This window comes from Lacinutrix venerupis (genome assembly GCF_001971745.1).
GTDB classification, from domain to species: domain Bacteria; phylum Bacteroidota; class Bacteroidia; order Flavobacteriales; family Flavobacteriaceae; genus Lacinutrix; species Lacinutrix venerupis.
Genome location: NZ_CP019352.1, coordinates 341,546 through 363,051, shown reverse-complemented (window position 1 = coordinate 363,051; position 21,506 = coordinate 341,546). Strand labels below are relative to the sequence as shown.

At 30.5% G+C, this 21,506-nt stretch carries 20 protein-coding genes; 4 read left to right on the top strand and 16 right to left on the bottom strand.

The features are described from left to right. Positions 1-28 precede the first annotated feature (28 nt). From BWR22_RS01600 to BWR22_RS01540, 13 genes are all read right to left on the bottom strand, one after another. On the bottom strand, positions 29-712 hold the full coding sequence (locus BWR22_RS01600; RefSeq protein ID WP_076731697.1) for a DUF2490 domain-containing protein: 684 nt from the start codon (positions 710-712) through the stop codon (positions 29-31). Between the two features lie 17 nt (positions 713-729). Further along, the gene (locus BWR22_RS01595) at positions 730-1,356 is read right to left on the bottom strand and encodes a carbonic anhydrase family protein (RefSeq protein ID WP_076731696.1); all 627 of its coding nucleotides are present in this window, start codon (positions 1,354-1,356) and stop codon (positions 730-732) included. 30 nt (positions 1,357-1,386) lie between these two features. After that, positions 1,387-2,187, bottom strand: coding sequence for a universal stress protein (locus BWR22_RS01590; protein WP_076731695.1), 801 nt, complete (start codon positions 2,185-2,187; stop codon positions 1,387-1,389). Positions 2,188-2,192: 5 nt separating this feature from the next. Then, a complete protein-coding gene (locus tag BWR22_RS01585) occupies positions 2,193-3,785 on the bottom strand; it encodes a SulP family inorganic anion transporter (protein WP_076731694.1) in 1,593 nt (530 codons plus the stop codon). Between the two features lie 93 nt (positions 3,786-3,878). Further along, positions 3,879-4,121, bottom strand: coding sequence for a hypothetical protein (locus tag BWR22_RS01580; RefSeq protein WP_241828216.1), 243 nt, complete (start codon positions 4,119-4,121; stop codon positions 3,879-3,881). 105 nt (positions 4,122-4,226) lie between these two features. Then, positions 4,227-4,982 carry a tetratricopeptide repeat protein gene (locus tag BWR22_RS01575; protein ID WP_076731693.1) on the bottom strand — a complete coding sequence of 252 codons (756 nt, stop codon included), beginning with the start codon at positions 4,980-4,982 and terminating at the stop codon, positions 4,227-4,229. Positions 4,983-5,007: 25 nt separating this feature from the next. Beyond that, complete coding sequence (locus tag BWR22_RS01570; RefSeq protein WP_076731692.1) at positions 5,008-6,774, bottom strand: BatD family protein; 1,767 nt, start codon at positions 6,772-6,774, stop codon at positions 5,008-5,010. A 68-nt stretch (positions 6,775-6,842) separates the two neighbouring features. Then, complete coding sequence (locus BWR22_RS01565; protein ID WP_076731691.1) at positions 6,843-7,688, bottom strand: tetratricopeptide repeat protein; 846 nt, start codon at positions 7,686-7,688, stop codon at positions 6,843-6,845. A gap of 127 nt (positions 7,689-7,815) precedes the next feature. Continuing rightward, positions 7,816-8,850, bottom strand: a complete 1,035-nt coding sequence (locus BWR22_RS01560; RefSeq protein ID WP_076731690.1) for a vWA domain-containing protein — start codon at positions 8,848-8,850, stop codon at positions 7,816-7,818. 138 nt (positions 8,851-8,988) lie between these two features. Next, positions 8,989-9,993: a vWA domain-containing protein gene (locus tag BWR22_RS01555; RefSeq protein WP_076731689.1), complete on the bottom strand. Its 1,005-nt coding sequence runs from the start codon at positions 9,991-9,993 to the stop codon at positions 8,989-8,991. Continuing rightward, positions 9,993-11,675 carry a hypothetical protein gene (locus BWR22_RS01550; protein WP_076731688.1) on the bottom strand — a complete coding sequence of 561 codons (1,683 nt, stop codon included), beginning with the start codon at positions 11,673-11,675 and terminating at the stop codon, positions 9,993-9,995. The genes BWR22_RS01555 and BWR22_RS01550 overlap by 1 nt, the downstream gene beginning before the upstream one ends. Before the next feature lie 44 nt (positions 11,676-11,719). Further along, a complete protein-coding gene (locus BWR22_RS01545; protein WP_076731687.1) occupies positions 11,720-12,583 on the bottom strand; it encodes a DUF58 domain-containing protein in 864 nt (287 codons plus the stop codon). Positions 12,584-12,712: 129 nt separating this feature from the next. Next, on the bottom strand, positions 12,713-13,714 hold the full coding sequence (locus BWR22_RS01540) for an AAA family ATPase (protein WP_076734335.1): 1,002 nt from the start codon (positions 13,712-13,714) through the stop codon (positions 12,713-12,715). Positions 13,715-13,911: 197 nt separating this feature from the next. Here BWR22_RS01540 and BWR22_RS01535 point away from each other — a divergent pair, with 197 nt between their 5' ends. Genes BWR22_RS01535 through BWR22_RS01525 form a run of 3 tightly spaced genes read left to right on the top strand, consistent with a single transcriptional unit; the run spans position 13,912 to position 16,736 of the window. Then, positions 13,912-14,787, top strand: coding sequence for an aldo/keto reductase (locus tag BWR22_RS01535; protein WP_076731686.1), 876 nt, complete (start codon positions 13,912-13,914; stop codon positions 14,785-14,787). A gap of 22 nt (positions 14,788-14,809) precedes the next feature. Then, positions 14,810-15,571 (top strand): SDR family NAD(P)-dependent oxidoreductase, encoded by a 762-nt coding sequence (locus BWR22_RS01530; protein WP_076731685.1) that lies wholly within the window; start codon positions 14,810-14,812, stop codon positions 15,569-15,571. A gap of 31 nt (positions 15,572-15,602) precedes the next feature. Beyond that, positions 15,603-16,736: an ATP-binding protein gene (locus BWR22_RS01525; protein WP_076731684.1), complete on the top strand. Its 1,134-nt coding sequence runs from the start codon at positions 15,603-15,605 to the stop codon at positions 16,734-16,736. A gap of 221 nt (positions 16,737-16,957) precedes the next feature. On the opposite strand, the gene BWR22_RS01520 is transcribed toward BWR22_RS01525, so the two are convergent. From BWR22_RS01520 to amaB, 3 genes are all read right to left on the bottom strand, one after another. Further along, positions 16,958-17,551, bottom strand: coding sequence for a hypothetical protein (locus BWR22_RS01520; RefSeq protein ID WP_076731683.1), 594 nt, complete (start codon positions 17,549-17,551; stop codon positions 16,958-16,960). A gap of 18 nt (positions 17,552-17,569) precedes the next feature. After that, positions 17,570-18,502 (bottom strand): OmpA family protein, encoded by a 933-nt coding sequence (locus tag BWR22_RS01515; protein WP_076731682.1) that lies wholly within the window; start codon positions 18,500-18,502, stop codon positions 17,570-17,572. A 208-nt stretch (positions 18,503-18,710) separates the two neighbouring features. Beyond that, on the bottom strand, positions 18,711-20,264 hold the full coding sequence (gene amaB / locus BWR22_RS01510; RefSeq protein WP_076731681.1) for an L-piperidine-6-carboxylate dehydrogenase: 1,554 nt from the start codon (positions 20,262-20,264) through the stop codon (positions 18,711-18,713). Between the two features lie 122 nt (positions 20,265-20,386). Between amaB and BWR22_RS01505 the strand changes: the two genes are divergently transcribed. Continuing rightward, positions 20,387-21,472, top strand: coding sequence for an isoaspartyl peptidase/L-asparaginase family protein (locus tag BWR22_RS01505; protein ID WP_076731680.1), 1,086 nt, complete (start codon positions 20,387-20,389; stop codon positions 21,470-21,472). Positions 21,473-21,506: the final 34 nt, after the last annotated feature.

Genomic DNA, 21,506 nt, shown 5'->3' with positions numbered 1-21,506 from the left:
AAACAGAAACGTTTGAGCAAAGTTTTGTTTAGAAATTAACAAAAGCAATAATATTAATTTGATCTCTTCCTGAGTTTTCAAAAAACTGATTCATATAACCTAATTCTAGTCTTAAATTATCTGAAAAGGTATAACCTAAACCACCAAATACTCTGTTTCTATCAAAAACAGAAGACTCTGTGTTTAAAAATATTTCGTTATACAAAGACATGTACAAAGGATTTTTACCTTCTTCTTTATACTGAAGCGGTATTTTTATTCCTAAAAAATATCTAAAACGCATTTTAAAATCATCTTCAACAAAACGTTGTTCAAACCTATATCTATGACTTAAACCTACATTACCTACTTTTTGTTTTGTAGTAAATTGCTGGAAAATTCGATGTTCATTTACAGAGACTTTTTCATCTGTATCACCTATATAATTTTCAGATAAAATATATCCATATCCTAATAAAATATTATCGTTATTATCAGATAAATTATAACCTACTCCTGTTCTAAGTAGTAACTGCTCTAAGTCTCCAACGGCATCGTAATTTCTATATTGAACTTCATTATGAATATTCCATTTAGAATTTAATTTTTTATTACCAATGTAAATTAACCAATTTCCTAAATTACTATCTTGACTCATTGCAAAAAAAGGCAACACTAATACAATGATTAGTGTTGCTATTTTACTAGTCTTTTTTAAATTAAATCGACTCATTTATATGTATGTTAATTTTAGTAAAACTCTACAGCACCACTATTAATATTATACATAGCACCAACAATTTTTATTTCACCATTCTTTTCCATCTCTGTTAATATTGGACTTTCTGCGTGAATTCTATCTATTGTTAATTCTACGTTTTTCTTAGAAACCTCATCAACAAAATCTAAATTTTTAGAAGTTCTTAAACTTTCGTCTTTAGGCTCTGAAACAGCATTTACTGCCGGTGTAATTTTTTCTATTAACTTTGTTAAATTACCCATCTCTGCGTGATCACAAGCTCCTTTTACAGCACCACAACTTGTGTGGCCAAGCACTACTATAAGTTTTGTTCCTGCTAATTTACAAGCAAACTCCATACTTCCTAAAATATCTTCGTTTACAAAGTTACCTGCAATACGTACACTAAAAATATCACCTAAACCTTGGTCAAAAACCAATTCTGCTGATACTCTTGAATCTATACAACTTAAAATAGTTGCAAATGGAAACTGGCCATCACTAGTATCGTTAACTTGTTCTAAAAGATTACGATTAGCTTTTAAATTATCTTGAAATCTTTTATTTCCTTCTTTTAAGTACTGTAATGACTTTTCTGGTGTCATTGTAGCTTGTGTTTCTTTTGTATGCGCTTTCATATGTATATGTTATTTTTTATTTAATTGTTATTATGCTTCAGAAACTAGTAATGAAACATTTATATTGTTTACCACATCATTTAGTGGTATGTTTTGTGTGCTTTTATTTTGTTTTTTATTTCTATCTACACACAGTAAATTTATGTTATTTTTTAAAAGATAAGAAGATAGTGTAGTTAAAGCATTATCATTTTTTTCGAACTTATACTCTATTACTTTTTCTTCAATTAAACTTGAGATATTTTCTTCTTCAATATGACTATTTATAATTTTAAAAGATTTTAAAGGTGTTGTTGTATGTGTTATTAAATCTTTAGAAAAATTAGTATTAAAAATTTTATTAGAATCATTTAAAACACCTAAAGTTATTTTTTTATCTGGTTCTAACGCATTTTTATTTGAAGTAATCATTATAACTCCATTAAAAGATTTTAATACAAAACGTGTTATGCTATCTCCAATTAACTTAAATGTTGAAGCATCGCGTTGTCCTAAAACAATAATGTCTGGATTATAAAGCTTAATTTGTTTCTTTATCTCTTCTTTAATATTTCCAAAAGCATAATCTCCACTAATTTTTAAATTATGTGCTTTTGAAAATTTGTTTACTAAGTTATCTATTCGTTTTATAGTATTGTTATGTTCTTCGTTTAAACTTCTCATTGCAGAGAATTGATTATCTCTCTTAACAATATCTGTGTGTTTTTTAACGTGAAATAAGTTTATTTCTCCTCCAATAATTTTAGCTAAGCCAACGCTACTTTTTAATAAAGTACTTTCCGGTTTTTTAAAATCGGAAAGTACTAATATTTTGTATCTATTGTTTTTCATAGCGCTTAGCTTAAACTAATACTAGATTTTGGTCTAAGCTGGAAGAATTCTATAAAACTTGGTGGGTTTTCTACAACACCACGTTTAGAAATTAATTTAATATCGATATTTCTTTCTTTTGCTTTAAATGCAAAATCTTCAAGAATCTCAACAATGTCATAATCAAGATATCTAGTTTTTGTAATGTCAAATTCTAAATAAGTATCTCTTGGTAAACTATCTAATTCTTTTAAAATGGCTCCTTTGTTAAAAAATGTTACTTCTTCGGCAAGTTCCATAGTAATTTTATGTTTACCATTACTCTTATCTTTTATGTGTAAGAAGTGAGAGTTCTGGTAGCTTTTTAATAAAATAACTACAATACCAACTGCTAAACCTAAACCAATACCTACTAATAAATCTGTAAAAACAATTCCGGCTACAGTTACAAAAAATGGTACATATTGTTTCCAACCTAACTTATACATTTTTAAGAATAATGCTGGTTTTGCTAACTTATAACCAACAATTAATAAAATTGCTGCCAATACAGATAACGGAATTTTATTTAATAAAGATGGTATTAAAATAACCGAAATTAATAATAAGAAACCATGAAAAATAGTAGATAATTTACTTTTTCCTCCAGATTGAATATTAGCAGAACTTCTTACAATTACTTGTGTAATTGGAAGTCCACCTACTAATCCAGATAATATATTACCTGCACCTTGTGCTAATAATTCTCTATTTGTTGGTGTTACATTTTTGTCTGGATCCAACTTATCTGTCGCTTCTACACATAATAAAGTTTCTAAACTTGCTACAAGTGCTATTGTGAAAGCTACAACCCAAATTTCTGGATTTGTTATTGCTGCAAAATTAGGGAAACTAAATTGACCAAGAAAAGAATCTATACTATCTGGAACAGGAACACTAACTAAATGAGAATCTGCAATTGCAAGAGTCTCGTTAGATTGTGTAACCATATAAAAAATAATACCAACTACAACTGCTACTAATGGTCCTTGTATAATTTCAAAAAACTTTCCTTTTTTAACTAACACATTGCTCCATAATAGTAAAATACCTAATGCTATAAAGCCAACTACCATTGAGCCTATTATTAGGTTATCGAAAATATTAAATAAAGCAGAAAATGTGTTTTCTCCAGAAGCTTCTACAAAGCTATCTGCTCCTTCTGGTTCTGCATCGTAACCAAAAAAGTGAGGAATTTGTTTTAAGATAATAATAATTCCTATTCCGGTAAGCATTCCTTTAATAACAGATGATGGAAAATAATATCCAATAATTCCGGCTTTTAAAACACCAAAAAGTAATTGAATTACTCCACCAAGTACCACAGCAACTAAAAAGTTTTCATAACCACCTAAAGTTCCTATAGCTGTTAATACAATAGCAGCTAAACCTGCTGCAGGTCCACTAACTCCAATTTTAGAGCCACTTAAAGCTCCTACTACAATACCTCCAATAATTCCGGCAATTAAACCAGAGAAAAGAGGTGCTCCACTGGCTAAAGCAATACCTAAACATAAAGGTAACGCGACAAAAAATACTACGACACTTGCAGGCAAGTCGCTTTTTAATGTTTTAAACATTTGATATAATGATTTTATACTACTGAAGTTTTTTTCAGTAGTGATTTTAATATTTTTTTTATTGGGGACAATTAAATGTCTAACGAAAAAATATTAAATAAAATCTGGCGGTGGAGAGGTAAAGCTTAAATGAGGCTTTGCGTATTTTTTAAAAAAATAATCTAACTCATCAATATTATATAAATCGCTAAATAAGCTTTCTGTATTGTCGTTTTTAGGAAAAACTATTTTTAAATGTGTAGTTTCTTCTTCCTCTTCTGAAAGACTATAGAAAACAGATATATCTAAAGAATCGTCTACAACCATAATTATTGATGGCGCTGTAATAATAGCCATAAATAATATAGTTAAAAATATCGATATCTTTTTTCTCTGCATGCTCAGCAATTTATTGAAGTTGCAAATATAAATCTAAACGATCATTTATTTGTTAAATAAAGTCTAAAAAACATTTAACAGTTTAATGTCTTCATTTTTAAGCCATCCTGTTTTACCGTCACTTAATTGAATTTTTTTCCAATTCTTAACCGTATCTAAAACTTGAACTTTGGTTCCTTCATGAAGAACAAATGCTTCATCACTTCGCAAATTTGGTTCGCTTTTAACTTGTGATTCTTTAGCAAACACTATTGCTGGACTATATTTTTTAGATAAATTATAAGTGTAAAATGTAAATGCTAAAGCAATAAAAGCTAAAACAATTAATGTAAAACTGCTTATAAAGTAAAATCGTTTTTTTCCAGTTTTAAAGGTAAAATAATATAATAAATAAAACAACACAAAAAGAACTACTAAAAACACCGATAATTTTGCCCAACTATCAACAGTTAAACTATTTGCTGCTTTTTTTACAAATCGCTTTAAACCTACTTCTGGTAGCGTATCTATAGCATCAATACGCATATTGTTAGCAAAAGCTAAGTTGTTTTTTATATCCTCATCGTTAGGTTTTAATAATAAGGCTTTTTCATAATAATATATTGAAGGAGCAATATGATTAAGTTTATAATGCGCATTAGCAATATTAAAATATAACTCTGCAGAATGTTTATCTGTTTCTAATATTACTTTATATCTATCTAATGCTTCTGCAAAACTACCTGTATTGTATAAGGTATTTGCTTGCTCAAATATTTTTTCGTTTTGTGCTGAAACACTTACGAAGAAAAATAATAATATGTAGAATATGTTTTTCATATTTACTTTTCGTAAAAACTAAAGTCTATCTAATTTGCTTATCTATTAAGTTAATTGTGCTAGCTGCTTTATCATAATCTTGCTGCATTGTTACTGTTGTTATAGGCGTGTATCTTGCTAATTCACAATTTTCAAGTATATTTTCAAAATCTAAAACAACGGTGTTTTCAACTTCACGCTCTGCTAAAAGTGTTCTTATTTTTTCTTTACTTAAGTCGCTTGTTTCAATATTTAATTTTGCTTTTAAATAATTATGTAAAGCTTTTTCTAATGAGACGTAAAATGCTTCTTTTTGTCCTAATGCTTTTTTAGCTTCACTTAAATATTTTTTAGACAATCTATCTGCTTTTCTTAGTCTATTACCTACAACATCTCCAGCACGCTTTTCTCTTTTTCTTCTAAAAACAATAGCAAGAGGAATGGCTAAAAATGGAGTTAATAAGCAAGTCCAGAAAGCTGTTGATTTAAAAAACTGAGCTTTATTTTTTGAAACTAAATTCGCTTCTGTTTTAATAAATGCAAATTGATCGTTATTTAGAATAACATTTTGTTTTGGAGCTCCTTCTGCTGTTAAATTATTATCTGAAGCACCATAAACAGGACCTTCTAACACGTTAATAATGTTTTCGTTTGAAGATATACGCTTATAGGTTTCTGTTTTTAAATCGAAATAAGAAAAGGAAATAGTTGGTATAGGATATTTTCCTTTGTATTGTGGTACAATAGTGTAACTATCTGAAACTTCACCTTGCATACCTGCTAAACTAGTACGCACATTTTCGCTGTGTTCTGGTTCGTAAACTTCTAATGAGTTTGGTAAGGTTAATTTAGGTAATGATAATAGTTTTAAATTTCCTTTACCAGATACCGAAACTTTTGCTTGTAAAGATTCGTTGGCATTTAATTCTTTTTTAGATGTGCTTAATGTAAATTTAAAGTCTCCAACTGCTCCAGAAAAATCTAGTGGTTTTCCTGCTTCTGGAAGTGGTTTTACATTAATTACATGTTTTCCTGCCGCTACAGGAACATTAACTTTACTCATTAAACGCTGTCCAAAAATATCTCGTCTTTTCGTTGGAACTTCTGCTGTAACATTTAAACGTAAAGGTTCTATTGTTAATTTTCCTGTTTTTTGAGGATATAAAACGGTTCTACGTAATACAACATATTGGTAGTCTTCTCCATTATACTGCCCTCTTTCTATTTTAAGACCTTTTGGGTTTATATGTTGGCTCCAAAAATCGTCATATTCAGGATCGTCTGTTTCTCTCCAATTACTTACGCCTGTATTTGGCGCTACATAGAGTTTATAAACTACTGTTATAGCTTCGTTTAAATATGGGTTTGTTTTAGATATTTCTGCAACTAAGTGAATATTATCACTTGCTATTACACTATTTGGGTCTTTAGGTTTTTGTATTTCTTTAGTTACAGTAATTACAATAGAATTAGTTTTATAGGTAACACCATCTATTTCTATACTAGCAGACTCAATCATTAAACTGCCTTTTCTTTTTGGTGCTAAGAAATAACTGTATGTTTTCTCGAAAGAACGTTTTCCGTTTATCCAAGAATTACTAACAGATTGATTAGGACCTCCAACAATATCAAAACCATCAAAGGTTGGAGCGTTAAAGTTGTCTCCATCTTTATTCATAGAAAAATCAACACGCAAACGCTCGTTTAAACCTAAAGTTTTTTTACTTACTCTAGTTTGAAATTGCACTTGGGCACTTAATATACTTGATGAAAGTATAAATAGTAAAATTGCTATGTGTTTTATTGTTTTCATTTATAATGTTAAAAAACTCGATTTTAAATAAGTGTTTTCTTAGTTAAAACTCTTTGTTTTAAACTTTATTACCAATCTTTTTCTGTTTGAACTTTAGCTCCTTTTGCTTTTTCGGCATTCATTTTATCTTGGACCTTTTGTTCTTGATTATCCATTGCTTCTAATAAGTTTTGGATTTGTTGAGGCGATAATTTTCCTGGTTGTTGTTGTGGTTTGGGTTGTTCTTTTTTCTCATCGTTACCTTCACCATCTTTATCTTTTTCTTCATCAGGCTTACCTTCGTCTTCGTTTTGGTCGCCTTCTTTTTTATCATCGTCTCCTTGATCCTTATTATCTTCTTTATTCTCTCCTTCATCTTCTTGCTCTTTTTTATCTTGTTCTTTCTGGTCTTCGTTTTCTTTTTTATCTTTATCCTTATCGTCTTTATTATCTTCTTCTTGTGGAGGTTCTTGGTTTTTAGCGCATTCTTTTGCTAAAGCAAAATTATAACGTGTTTCCTCGTCTAATGGATTATTTCTAAGTGCATTTTTAAAAGCTTCTGCTGCTTCACTACATTTATCTTCTTGCATTAATATGTTTCCAATATTATGGTATGCTCGATGTTTTTCTAGTTTATCTGTAGCATTTTTAGCTGCTTGTTGATTACGATATAACGCTTCATCATAATTTCCTTTTTTGTAGTATGAATGCCCTAAGTTATATGTTCCAGCAACACTTGTTGGTTTTCCAGAAATAGCTTTTCTATATTCCATTTCTGCTGTTACAAACTCTTTATTACTAGCTAAATCATTAGCGTCGCTAATTAAATTATTTACTTTTTGATTTAATTTTTGAATTTCTTTTTCTTTATCCTCTTGCTGTGCGAAAGCTAATGAAATAGTAAAAATTAATATGTAGGTTATTATATTTTTCATCTTTTGCTGTTGTAAAAACAGGAGTCTCTTTTAAAATTATTTAGCGTATAAATATATAAAAGCTTTGAATTGTCTAGTGTTAAGGATTTTATAAAAATTAAATTGAAAATTTTTTCAGTTTATTGTATTAAAAATTCTCGTTAAACAAATTCAACTTTTTTAGCCAAGCTGTTTTTCGTTCTAAAAAGAAAATATCTAAAAATAAAAGTAATATTCCTAAACCTAAAAACCATTGAAATTGAGATTCGTAAGCTGCAAATTGTTTAGATTCAAATTCGGTTTTATCCATTTTATTTAAAATATCTCTAATTTGCTCTACCACATTATTGGTGTTATTACCATTTATATAAACACCGTTAGCTTCTGTGGCTATATTTTTTAAAGTTTCTTCGTTTAACCTAGTAATTACGGTTTCTCCTTGCCTATCTTTTTTGTAGTTTAAAACAATTCCATTTCGCTTTATAGGTATTGGGCCTCCTTTTTCACTACCTACACCAATAGTAAAAATTCTAATTCCAGCTTCGCTAGCTTCTTCTGCTACGTTTGCTGAGGCTTCACTGTGGTCTTCTCCATCTGAAATTATAACTAAAACTCTATTGGTTTGCTGGTCGTCGTCGTAATATGTTTTTGCAAGTTCTATAGCCTCGTTAATTGCTGTTCCTTGAGAAGATAACATATCTGTATTCATGTTTTGCAAAAACATTTTTGCAGAACCATAGTCTGTAGTAATTGGTAATTGCGGAAATGCTTTACCTGCATATGCAATAATACCCACACGATCACTAGCTAAATTATTAATTATTTGTGTTACTAATTGTTTAGATTTATCTAAACGGTTTGGTGCAATATCTTCGGCAAGCATACTTTTAGAAACATCTACGGCAAAAACAATATCTACACCTTCGCGTTTAACTGTTTCTAATTTTGAACCAATTTTTGGGTTTACTAAAGCGATTGTTAAACTAGCAAATGCTAAACAAAGAACTACAATTTTAAGTACCGATTTAAATACTGATTTATTAGGACTTAACCGTTTTAAAATAGCTTGATTAGCAAATTTATTTTGCGTGTGCCTTTTCCAAATTTGAAGCACTAAAAAAAGGACTAAAATTATAGGAATAACTAGTAATGCCCAAAACCATATTTTTTCTTCTAACTGCATTTTTTATTAGTATTCTATATAAGTAAACATTGTATTAATGCTTACTCAAAATTTTATTTAACTGTTTTATTTATAACTAAATACAATATGTTTTTTACTTTTTACAACTGCTTTGCTAGTGATTATTTTTTTTAGATTTTATACAAAACTTCTAAAAATAGTAATTCGTAATAACAACTCAAATAATAGTAAAATTCCCGCAACCCAAACAAACCATCTAAATTTTTCTTCGTAATTATAAAATTTAAATTCTTCTATTTCTGTTTTTTCAAGTTTATTAATCTCGTCGTAAATTTCTTCTAGCTTCTTGTTATTTGTAGCTCTAAAGTATTTTCCTCCTGTAACTTGTGCAATTTCCTTAAGCAAAGCTTCATCTATTTCAACCTTAACTCTCTGATAATGAAATTGCCCATTAGGCTTTGTTGCATATGGCGAAAGCGCCATACCATTAGTACCTATTCCAATAGTGTATGTTTTTATTCCAAATTCTACAGCTAATTCGCTTGCTATTTTAGGATTCATAGCTCCAGAGTTATTTACACCATCTGTTAGTAAAATAATTACTTTACTTTTTGCTTTACTATCTTTTAATCGGTTTACAGCAGTACCTAATCCCATACCTATAGCTGTTCCTCCTTCTATTATTGTATTATATTTAATATCGTTAAGAGAATTTAAAACAATGCTTTTATCGCTTGTTATTGGCGTTTTTGTATAACTTTCTCCCGCATATTCTACAATACCTATACGGTCGTTAGGTCTACCTTTAATAAACTCTGCAGCTACTTTTTTTAGAGCTTGTAATCTATTTGGTTTTAAGTCTTTTGCTAACATACTCGCAGAAACATCTATTGCCATAACAATATCTATTCCTCGAGTTGTTTTTGTTTTTGTTGAAACATCTACAGTTCTTGGCCTTGCCATTGCAATAATTAAAGCTGTTAATGCTATTAACCTTAACCCAAACAAAAGGTGTTTTAATTTAGGCAACCATGAATTAGTAACTTTAAAGCCTTTTAAACTTGATATTTTTAACTCGGCTGTTTGATGCTTATTTTTAAAATAATACCATAGTATCGCTACTGGTAGTAGTAATAACAACCAGAAAAAACCTTTATTTAAAAATTCTATACCTTCAAACATTATTTTGTTTTTGGATTTAACTCTATTGAGTTTAATATACGTTCTACCATATCGTCTGCATACGTATCGTTATCTGGATAAGTAATAACCACTTGTTGCAATACGTTTTCTGCTGTAAATAATACAAAACTAAATTTTGCTTCTCTTAACTTATCGCTTCCTGCTATTGGAATATTCATGGTTCCGTGAGATTTTAATCCTTCGGCTCCATTTGGAGTTTTAAATTTATCTTTTAAAGCTATAATGTTTTTTGCTCCTTTAGCTTCCATACTTTGCAGTGCTTTTTCAGACAATGCAACTAAATCCACTTCTGGAGTATTTGCTTGTTCTTGAGTTTCTGCATTTCGCATTTGCTTAGGAAACTGTATTGTATTTACAGTTACATTAAACACATCTAACATTGTGCCATAAGAAAAACTACTAGTTTTTGGTTGGTTCTCTTGATCTTGAGCTACTGGAATTTCAATTCGTTTTAAAACTTTTGGTGTTGAAATGGTAATTGGCGGAAAACCATACTCGCTTGTTACCCATTCTCCTTCTAAAAGCTCTTTACTTTCATGACCTAAAATAGTATCTTTTACATAACCAAAACCATATTTGTAACCAAAACCTACCAATGTCCCTAATAACAAAAATGCAACAATACCAACAGTTAGCACGATTTTTTTAGTTTTCTTTCTACGTTCTTGGTCTTCTTTATATTGTTTATCTAAAAGTTTTTCTTCTTCGGTTGGTTCTGGCAACGCTTCTTTAACGTGGTCGATTTCTAAATCTATTGTTTTTCTATCTATTTCGGCTAATGCAATATCTGGTGTTCCTTTTGCAAATTTTACTAGATCGGCACGCTTTAAAATGGTTTCAATATTATTAATATCGTCTTTGCTTAATTCTATTTGATTGCCTTCTTTTAATAAATTTAATCTAGTAATTAACTCGTCTGTTGTACTTTCCAGCGCACGATCATACACTTTCTCGTCAAGATATTTTCTAATAATGAATGTTAAATCTGAATAATAACCTTTTAAGTTTTCATTTTGAAGATAATTACTTTCATCTAACTGTTTTAATGCTAATTTTGCACGGTCGTAAGGTGGTAATAATGCAATTTCTTCTTCTTTGGTTAATGGTTTTACTCTCCATATAAACCACCATAATAAAAAAGCTATTAAGGCAATAATAAAAATTGTTAATAGTAGATATTTCCACCAATTTCCAACACTTTTTTCTACTTCTATAATTGGTTTAATGTCGTACAAACCTTGTTTTGTTGTATCTACAACAATCTCTCTAATTTCTACATTTAAAGAATCTGTAAAAAATGTTTTAGTACCTATTAATACTTTTTGTCTTGGTATAGTATACTTTCCAGAATCGAATTGTGTTAATCCGTATTTTTTAATAAGATTATATCTATTGTTTTGCTTTGTTGTATCTATTGTGTAAGACTCAATCATTTCCATAGGAGAAAATGTTTGGCCTTCTGGGAAAATAACTAAAGATGTTGTATCTGTATCTACCTCTATTTTATAAGTAACCTGTGCACCAATTTTTATTGAAGTAGAGTCTATGGATGATTTAACTTGACTAAATGAAAACAGTGAAAAAAGAGCAAAGAAAAAAGATAAAACAATAGTTTTATTTTGCTCTGTTCTCATTTTTATATTTAATTGTTTTTTTTTCATTTTTATAATTAGGGCTTAGATTTAAACTAAATCAAAGATTCAATTTACCTTCTTTTAAAATAGCCTAGTAATTTTTTTACATAACTTTCGTCTACTCGACAATCTATAGTTCCTGCTCCAGATTTAGCAAAGCTATCTTTATAATATTCTACTTTTTCATTATAAAACTTACTGTAATTTTGTCTTACTTTTTTTGACGAAGTGTTTACTAGCATCATTTCTCCAGATTCTCCATCTTGCATTTGTACAACGCCTAAGTTAGGTATAGTTTCCTCACTTTTATCGTACACTCTAATTCCAGTAATATCATGCTTTCCCGCAGCAATTTTAAGTGTTTGTTTATAATCGTCGGCAATAAAATCGCTAAGTAAAAAAACAATGGCTTTTTTCTTCATAACGTTACGCATAAATTTTAATGCTTCTGCAACGTTTGTTCCTTTACTTTTAGGTTCAAATTCTATTAATTCTCTAATAATTCTAAGAACATGCGAGCGACCTTTTTTAGGAGGAATGTACAACTCTACTTCATCTGAAAATAATATAAGACCTATTTTATCGTTGTTTTGTGTTGCCGAAAAGGCTAATGTAGCAGAGATTTCGGTTATTATTTCATTTTTAAATTGCTGGTCTGTACCAAACAATTCTGAACCAGAAATATCCACCATTAATAACATGGTTAATTCTCGCTCTTCTTCAAAAACTTTTACATGTGGCTGGTTTGTTCTAGCGGTAACGTTCCAGTCTATATTTCTAATATCGTCTCCGTATTGATACTGTCTTACTTCAGAAAAAGTCATACCACGACCTTTAAAGGTCGAATGGTATTCGCCTCCAAAAATATGATCAGACAAACGACGTGTCTTAATCTCGATTTTACGTACTTTTTTTAGTAATTCTTTAGTATCCATTTTCTTTTAATAAGCAATCATCAGCATGCAGTATGCAGTCCGAAAATGCAAAATCGTTATATTTTATTAATTTATTGTAATAAATCAGGATTCTAATAAATAATTGAATACTGATTATTGAATACTCGTTTAAGGTACCTCAACAACATTAACAATCTTATTAATAATATCTTCGCTAGTAATATTTTCGGCTTCAGCTTCGTAAGTAATTCCAATTCTATGTCTTAAAACATCGTGTACTACAGCTCGAACATCTTCTGGTATTACATAGCCACGACGCTTAATAAAAGCATAACATTTAGCGGCTGTTGCTAAGTTAATACTTCCACGTGGCGAAGCTCCAAAAGATATTAATGGTTTTAAATCTTGTAATTTATATTGTTCTGGATAACGTGTAGCAAATATTATATCTAGTATATATTTCTCAATCTTATCGTCCATATATACTTCTCTAACAACTTCTTGTGCTCTTAAAATTTGCGAAACAGAAACTACAGGATTTACTTTATCCCAAGAGCCTTTTAAATTAGCACGCATAATTAATTGCTCTTCATCTTTTTTAGGATAATCTATCACCGTTTTCAGCATAAATCTATCTACTTGTGCTTCTGGTAACGGATACGTTCCTTCCTGCTCTACAGGATTCATTGTTGCCATTACTAAAAAAGGCTTATCTAAAACAAAAGTTTCATCTCCAATGGTAACTTGTTTCTCTTGCATCGCTTCTAACAAAGCAGATTGCACTTTTGCTGGCGCTCTGTTAATTTCATCGGCTAAAACAAAATTGGCAAATATTGGACCTTTTTTAATAGAGAAATCATTCTCTTTCATATTATATATAAGCGTACCAACAACATCTGCTGGTAACAAATCTGGAGTAAATTGAATACGGCTAAAACTACCATCTACTGCTTTAGAAAGCGTATTAATAGCTAATGTTTTTGCTAAACCAGGAACACCTTCAAGTAAAATGTGTCCACGGCCTAAAAGTCCAATTAGTAATCGTTCAACCATGTGTTTTTGACCAACAATTACTTTATTCATTTCAAGTGTCAATAAATCGACAAAAGCACTTTCTTTTTCAATTTTTTCGTTAATTGATTTTATATCAATTGTACTTGTTTCTTCCATCATTATATAAATTTTAAAAGTCGAATATACTATCCGAAATTACGATTTGCAAATTGTTAATTTTTTTAATGCAATCGTGTTAACAATTGGTTAAAAATTCAAGCATATAAAGGAAGTATTAATAATATGTTTGGTATTTTTAATGTTTAAATTATTTATCATTAAAAATAGCATAAAGCAAAAAAATAAATAAGCAAATGGCGAACAAAAATTATTCAAAAATTATTGCCGGTACAATGACTTGGGGAGCTTGGGGAAACTCACTTTCTCAACCCGAATTTATAAAACGTATAAATCACTGCATAGAGCATGGAGTTACTACTTTTGACCATGCAGATATTTATGGAGATTATACCACAGAAAAAGAATTTGGAAATGCTTTTTCTAAAAGTAACATAAACAGAGAAAACATTCAATTTATATCTAAATGCGGTATACAATATCTTGGTAAATCGAGACCAGAACTTAAAGTTAAACATTATAATTACACAAAAGAATATATTATTGCTTCCGCAGAAAAATCCCTAGAAAACTTAAAAACAGACTATTTGGATTTGCTTTTATTACACAGACCAAGTCCATTAATGCAACCCGAAGTTATAGCCGAAGCGTTTGAAATACTTAAGAAATCTGGCAAAGTAAAACATTTTGGCGTGTCTAACTTTAAAACCTCTCAAATTGAATTAATTTCAAAACATGTTGAAGTTTCCGCTAATCAAATAGAATTTTCTTTAACTCAGCATGGCGCTATGCATGATGGTATTCTTGATTATATGCAAATAAATAATATAAAAGCCATGGCGTGGTCTCCATTAGGCAATGTATTTAAAGAAGACACAGAACAAACAAGACGCATACACAAACAATTAGGTAAGTTATTAGAAAAATATAATGCTACCGAGGATCAATTACTTTTAGCATGGATTTTAAAACATCCAGCAAACATTCATCCTGTTATTGGCACCACCAATTTAAATAGAATAACAAATGCTACAAAAGCATTAAATATAGATTTAGAATTAGAAGATTGGTTTTTAATATTAGTAGCCGCTCAAGGACACAAAGTACCATAAAGTAAATAGCGAAATAAAAATTATGAATAATAAAAAAACAGCATTAATAACAGGAGCTACAAGCGGAATTGGTAGAGCAACTGCTTATAAATTAGCACAACATAATATTAGATTAATTATTTGTGGCAGAAGAAAAGAGCGATTATTGACAATAAAAGAAGCTTTAGAAAAACAAACCGAAGTGCATATTTTAAATTTTGATGTTCGGGATAAAAAAGCTGTTTTTTCAGCAATAGAATCTTTACCAGAAAGCTTCAAACAAATAGACATATTAATTAACAATGCCGGAAACGCTCATGGTTTAGACCCAATAAACAAAGGCGATATAGAAGACTGGGATGCCATGATGGATATTAATGTTAAAGGCTTACTTTACGTAAGCAAGGCCGTAATTCCACAAATGACAGAACGTAAATCTGGGCATATTATAAATATTGGATCATCGGCAGGAAAAGAAGTGTACCCAAAAGGTAATGTTTATTGCGCCAGCAAACACGCTGTTGTTGCATTAACTGAAGGTATGAGAATAGACTTAAACCCATACGGTATTAAAGTAGCAGCTATAAATCCTGGTTTAGTAGAAACCGAATTTTCCCAAGTTCGTTTTAAAGGCGAAACAATAGCAGATAATGTGTACAAAGGCTACAAAGCTTTACAACCAGAAGATGTTGCCGATGTAATTTACTTTGCCATTTCAAGACCTCCACACGTTAACATTGCCGATGTGTTAATGTTTTGTACCGCACAAGCCAGTAGCACTATTGTTAAAAAGGAAAAAACATAAATTGAATACTAAATATTTTCAATAAATACTCATGATTAATAAACGCCTTTTAATAAAAAACTTACTCGCACATAACGACGAGAACAGTTTTTATGACAAAAAGCGTAAAATTGATATTGGACAAAAAGAAGGAAAAGCAAAGTTTTTAAAACATGTTTGTGCTTTATCTAATAGCAATCCTAAAAACAATTCTTTTATAGTAATTGGTGTAAAAGATGAAGATAATTCTATTATTGGAGTAGATTTTTTCGACGATTCTAAAATACAAAACCTAATAAACGCCTACCTTAACAATCCTCCAATTGTACAATATGAAAACATACCATTTCCACATTTACCAGATGACAAGGTTGTAGGCTTAGTAACCATTCGTGCTATTGATGGCTTAACATCTTTAAGAAAAAATATATGGAAATACTATGGTGGTTCTGTTTTTTTTAGAGATGGAAGTATGAGTATGCCTAAGGTTTTTAAAAGCGACATTAAGGATGTAAATTCTAAAATTGTTGCAGAAATAGAAAACCATTCTCATAATAACATAGAACATACACTTGATAGCACTTTTAATTTCATGAACAAGCGTAAAGACTTCAAGCCTCAATATAAAGTTTTTAAAGAATATTTCGTGGTGTGTTGGGCTGGACAAAAAAAGGAAGTAAAAGATGAAGTTTTTTTCTCACGTGTTGATATTGAATTAATTAATGAACAAGTTCGTTTATTTTATTCTACTTTAGACGAAGTTGCTATTTCTTTTGATAAAGACAGCTTTAAAGTAATTGAATATGTATCATTAGGTCTTCATAGTAATTATAAATATTATCCGTTAGAAGAAACAATAATTAAATTTCATGATAATGCAAATTATAGTATAAATAGCACTTTAGTTTTTCAGCCTCCACAATTTGATAAAAAAATATTACACCACATCTATAACAGTAATAATTCTTTAATCGAGCAGATACAAAAAGGAATAAGGCTAACACCTTCTCAAGAAATAGACCTCTACAACCTACCTGCAACTTACCTAATTTGTTATTTAAATGGTTTTAATGAAGCTATAGACAAACTTAACAGCTCTAAACCTTTTTTAAAAAAACATAGCAATAAAGTATACAAAAGATATAAAGAATCTATAAGAATATTACGCAAAGTAAAATACAATTAATTACAAATTAACCACTTACACAAAATTAACTACCAATTATACATTTAGTAACATATAAAATAAAATGTTCCCATATCTTTACAATGCTATTAATCAATCCTATAGACCTTATTTCTCCCATTACAGCAATGGCATTGAAATAAGGTTGTTCAAAAAAAAAACCGTCTCATTCTGAAACTTTCAGAAGAAACGGTTTTTGAATTTTTAATTCGGAATTTTATCTATTTCCCACCATCTAAAGAGTCTTGCCATTCTTTTAATTTTTGCCACTGTCCTAGAGCAGCCATTTTAGCTTGTTCTGGCCAAGTTCCTGGTTTATGAATTTCAAAACGTTTACCACCACTTTTTAAAACTTCTAGACATTTTTCTACAGTACAATCTGCTAATCCTGCCCAAGTTGTAATATCATGATTATGAAATAACTCTTTTATTTTTGGTCCAATACCTTCTACCACAGTTAAGTCATCCTGTTTTATTGTTTTTCCAAAAAATAATTTTGCAGATGCCGCATCAAAAGCCACTGCCACTGTTCCACTTGATTGTTTTGGAGCTACAGCAGTTAAACTTGCAGCAGCTGATCCTCCAGAAGAGTTTCCTCCAGAGAATGTAGATTTCTTATTTGCTTTACAAGCCTCTAAATCTGCTTCAAGCTTAGAAATTCTATTTTTATAAACATCAACGTCTATTTCATTAGAGGTTTCATTATTTCCTCCACCTAAAAGCTTTCCTAATAGATATCCTAAAATTGCGCAAATAACACCAACTAATAATGGTATTAGCCAGCATGGAATGTTTGATATTAATAATAAAGTCATAATTATATGTTTTCAATGTTAGTTTAATGTTACTACTACTCTTCGGTTTTTTGCTTTTCCTTCATCAGTATTATTATCTGCAATTGGTTTATCTGGACCTTCTGAAGATGTTTTAATTTTACTTGAAGAAACACCATTACTTACCAAATAATTTTTGGCAAATTCTGCTCTATCCAAACCTAATCTTATATTGTTCTCTCTATTTCCAGTATTATCCGTATGCCCAATAATTTTTATAGAAGCACTATCCAATTTATCAACATATTTCACCATTTTAAATATTTTTTCACGCTGCTTAACATCAAGGTTTATAGATGCAGAAGCTGTATTAAAATATAGCACTAAAGGATCTGCAATAATCTCATCGTGCAGTTCTTTTAAAGCATCTGCTTCGCTTGTATCATTCTCGTCTTTAGTAATTATGCTATAAGATACTGGTCCGTAATATATATTTGAGTCATCAGGAGTTAAATCATCATTTAATTTACCATAAGTATTTATCATTTTAGAAGACATCCCGTGAGACACAAAATAATTTTTTATTGCATTTGCTCTTGCCAATCCAAGATTTGGAAATGCAGAAGTATTATTTTCTTCACTTGTATAATATCCAGTAATATCTATAGCTTTTCCAGGATTATCATTTAAATATGTAGACATTTTTTCTATTTCTACTTTTAAATCATCTGAAACGGGCTCTAACAGAGAAAAGGCCGAACCTTTAAAATTAAAATTATCACTACTATTAAATTCTAAACTACTTTTAGAATCTATTGCAGAAAAAACATTTTTTGTTGCAATTTTTACTTCTGGTTCTCTAACGATATTTTCGACTTCCGCTTCTTTATTTGCTGCTTCTAAACAAGGTTTACAACAGAAAAAATAATACAAAATAGTGCCGATAATAATGGTTAGCAAAATACCAAGAAGATAACTGGTTTTTTTACTCATTATATTTTGATTTAGTGTTAGTGAGCCTTAAGTTATTAAAAAAGTGTTAATTTTTAACTTTTTTTGTAACAAAATAGAAATCAAATAGTTAAAATTCGGTAAAATTACCAAAATAAGCGATTAACTTACATTGTGTAATTATAAGTGTTTTTCATAAAAAAAAGCCACATCTCTCGATGTGGCTTTTTAACTAACAAATAGTTATATTTTACAAATCAAACTTTATACCTTGAGCTAAAGGTAACTCGTCTGAGTAATTTACTGTATTTGTTTGGCGTCTCATGTAAACTTTCCAAGCATCAGATCCAGACTCACGTCCACCACCTGTTTCTTTTTCACCACCAAAAGCACCTCCAATTTCGGCACCAGAAGTTCCTATATTTACATTTGCAATTCCACAATCTGATCCTGCAAACGACAAGAATTTTTCTGCCTCTTTCATCTCATTAGTCATAATAGCAGACGATAATCCTTGTGCTACTCCGTTTTGAGTATCTATTGCATTTTCAACATCTCCAGAATATTTCATTAAATATAAAATAGGTGCAAAAGTTTCAGTTTGTACTATTTCAAAATCATTTTCTGCTTCAATAATTGCTGGCTTTACATAACAACCAGACTCATAACCTTCACCTTCTAAAACGCCTCCTTCAACTAAAACGTTTCCACCTTCGGCTTTTGCTTTTTCAATTGCTGTTAAGTAAGTGTTTACAGAATCTTTATCTATTAATGGTCCTATATGATTTTTTTCATCTAAAGGATTTCCAATGGTTAATTGCCCATAAGCACCAACAATAGCATCGCGTACTTTATCGTAAACACTTTCATGAATAATTAATCGTCTTGTAGATGTACAACGTTGTCCACAAGTTCCTACCGCACCAAATACTGCTCCTGGAACTACAACTTTTAAATCTGCAGTTGGTGTAATAATAATAGCATTGTTTCCTCCTAATTCTAATAGAGATTTTCCAAAACGTTCTGCAACTGTTGCACCAACAATACGTCCCATTCTTGTAGAACCTGTAGCAGAAATTAATGGAATTCTAGAATCTGTAGTCATCATTTCTCCTACCTTATAATCTCCATTAATGATACAAGAAATACCTTCTGGCAAATTATTTTCTTTTAAAATTCCTGCAATTATATTTTGGCAAGCTACTGAGCAAAGTGGTGTTTTTTCTGATGCTTTCCAAACACAAGTATCACCACAAACCCAAGCTAAAGCTGTGTTCCAAGCCCAAACCGCTACTGGAAAATTAAATGCAGAAATAATACCTACAACTCCTAACGAATGCCACTGCTCACGCATTACATGTCCTGGACGTTCAGATGGAATTGTTTGTCCGTTTAATTGTCTAGATAAACCTACAGCAAAATCACAAATGTCTATCATCTCCTGAACTTCACCATAACCTTCTTGAAGCGATTTACCCATTTCGTAAGACACTAACTTACCTAAAGGCTCTTTTAATTCTCTAAGTTTATTACCAAATTGTCTAACAATTTCACCTCTTTGTGGCGCTGGCATCGCTCTAAAAGTTGTAAAAGCAGAAGTTGCTGCTTCCATTACTTTCTCGTAATCTTCTTTTGTTGTTGTAGAAACTTTAGCAATTAAAGAACCATCTGTTGGCGAATACGAAGAAATTTCTTCTCCACTTCCAAAGTTATTTGAACCAGTAGAAGTACCATGGTTTACATCTTTTATGCCTAATTGCTCTAAGGCTTCTTTTATTCCGAAATCAGTTGAAACTGCTTGCATATATCTCTATTTTTTACGAATTATTAAATTTTGAAGCGAATATACTAATAAATATGCGTTTTTACAGTTATAGCTTTCTTAAAAAAATGTAACTTTAATGCTAATAAAAACCTCCAAAAAAAATGAAAAAAATTGTCTTCTACATCGCACTTTGTTTATTAGCATATAGCTGTGGCGAACTCGTACCAAATCCAGATGATAATCCTGAAAATATTACAAGAGAAAATACAAATACAGAAAACACATCTAAAAAAGTAAACGATTTTGCTATTGTTATACATGGTGGCGCAGGAACTATTTTAAAAAAGAACATGACAGATGAAAAAGAAGCCGAATACAAAGCCAAATTAGAAGAAGCTATTAGAACCGGTTATACCATTTTAAAAAACGGAGGAAGTAGTCTTGATGCTGTTGAAAAAACCATAAATATTTTAGAAAATTCTCCGCTTTTTAATGCAGGAAAAGGCGCGGTTTTCACAAATGCCGAAACCAATGAGTTAGATGCTTCTATAATGGATGGAAAAACGCTAAATGCAGGCGCTTCCGCAGGAACAAAAACCGTAAAAAACCCAATTAATCTTGCTAGAGCAATTATGGAAAAATCACCTCATGTCATGATGGCTGGTGAAGGTGCAGAAACGTTTGCAGAAGAACAGAATCTAGAACTTGTTTCTCCAGATTATTTTAAAACTGAAAACAGACTTAAAACTTTAAAACGAGTAATTAAAAAAGAACAAGAAAATACTCTTGAAAATAAATCGGCTTTTTACGATGCAGATATTAAAGACAGTAAATTTGGAACAGTTGGCTGCGTTGCCTTAGATAAAAACGGCAATTTAGCCGCTGGCACTTCAACCGGAGGCATGACAAATAAACGATATGGTCGCGTTGGAGATGTGCCAATTATTGGCGCTGGAAATTACGCTAATAATGCAACGTGTGCAGTTTCTGGAACTGGTTGGGGAGAATTTTTTATTCGCGCAACGGTTGCTCACGATATTTCTGCACTAATGGAATACAAAGGTTTAAGTTTAAAAGCGGCTGCAAAAGAAGTAATACAAAAAAAGGTTCCTAATTTAGGTGGAAATGGTGGTATTATTGCAGTAGACAAAAACGGCAATATGGTAATGGATTTTAACACCGCAGGAATGTATCGCGCAAGTATGAACGATAAAGGCGAATTAATTGTAAAAATCTACTCCAAATAAAACTTTAACAAAAATCTAACAATCAACCACAAAC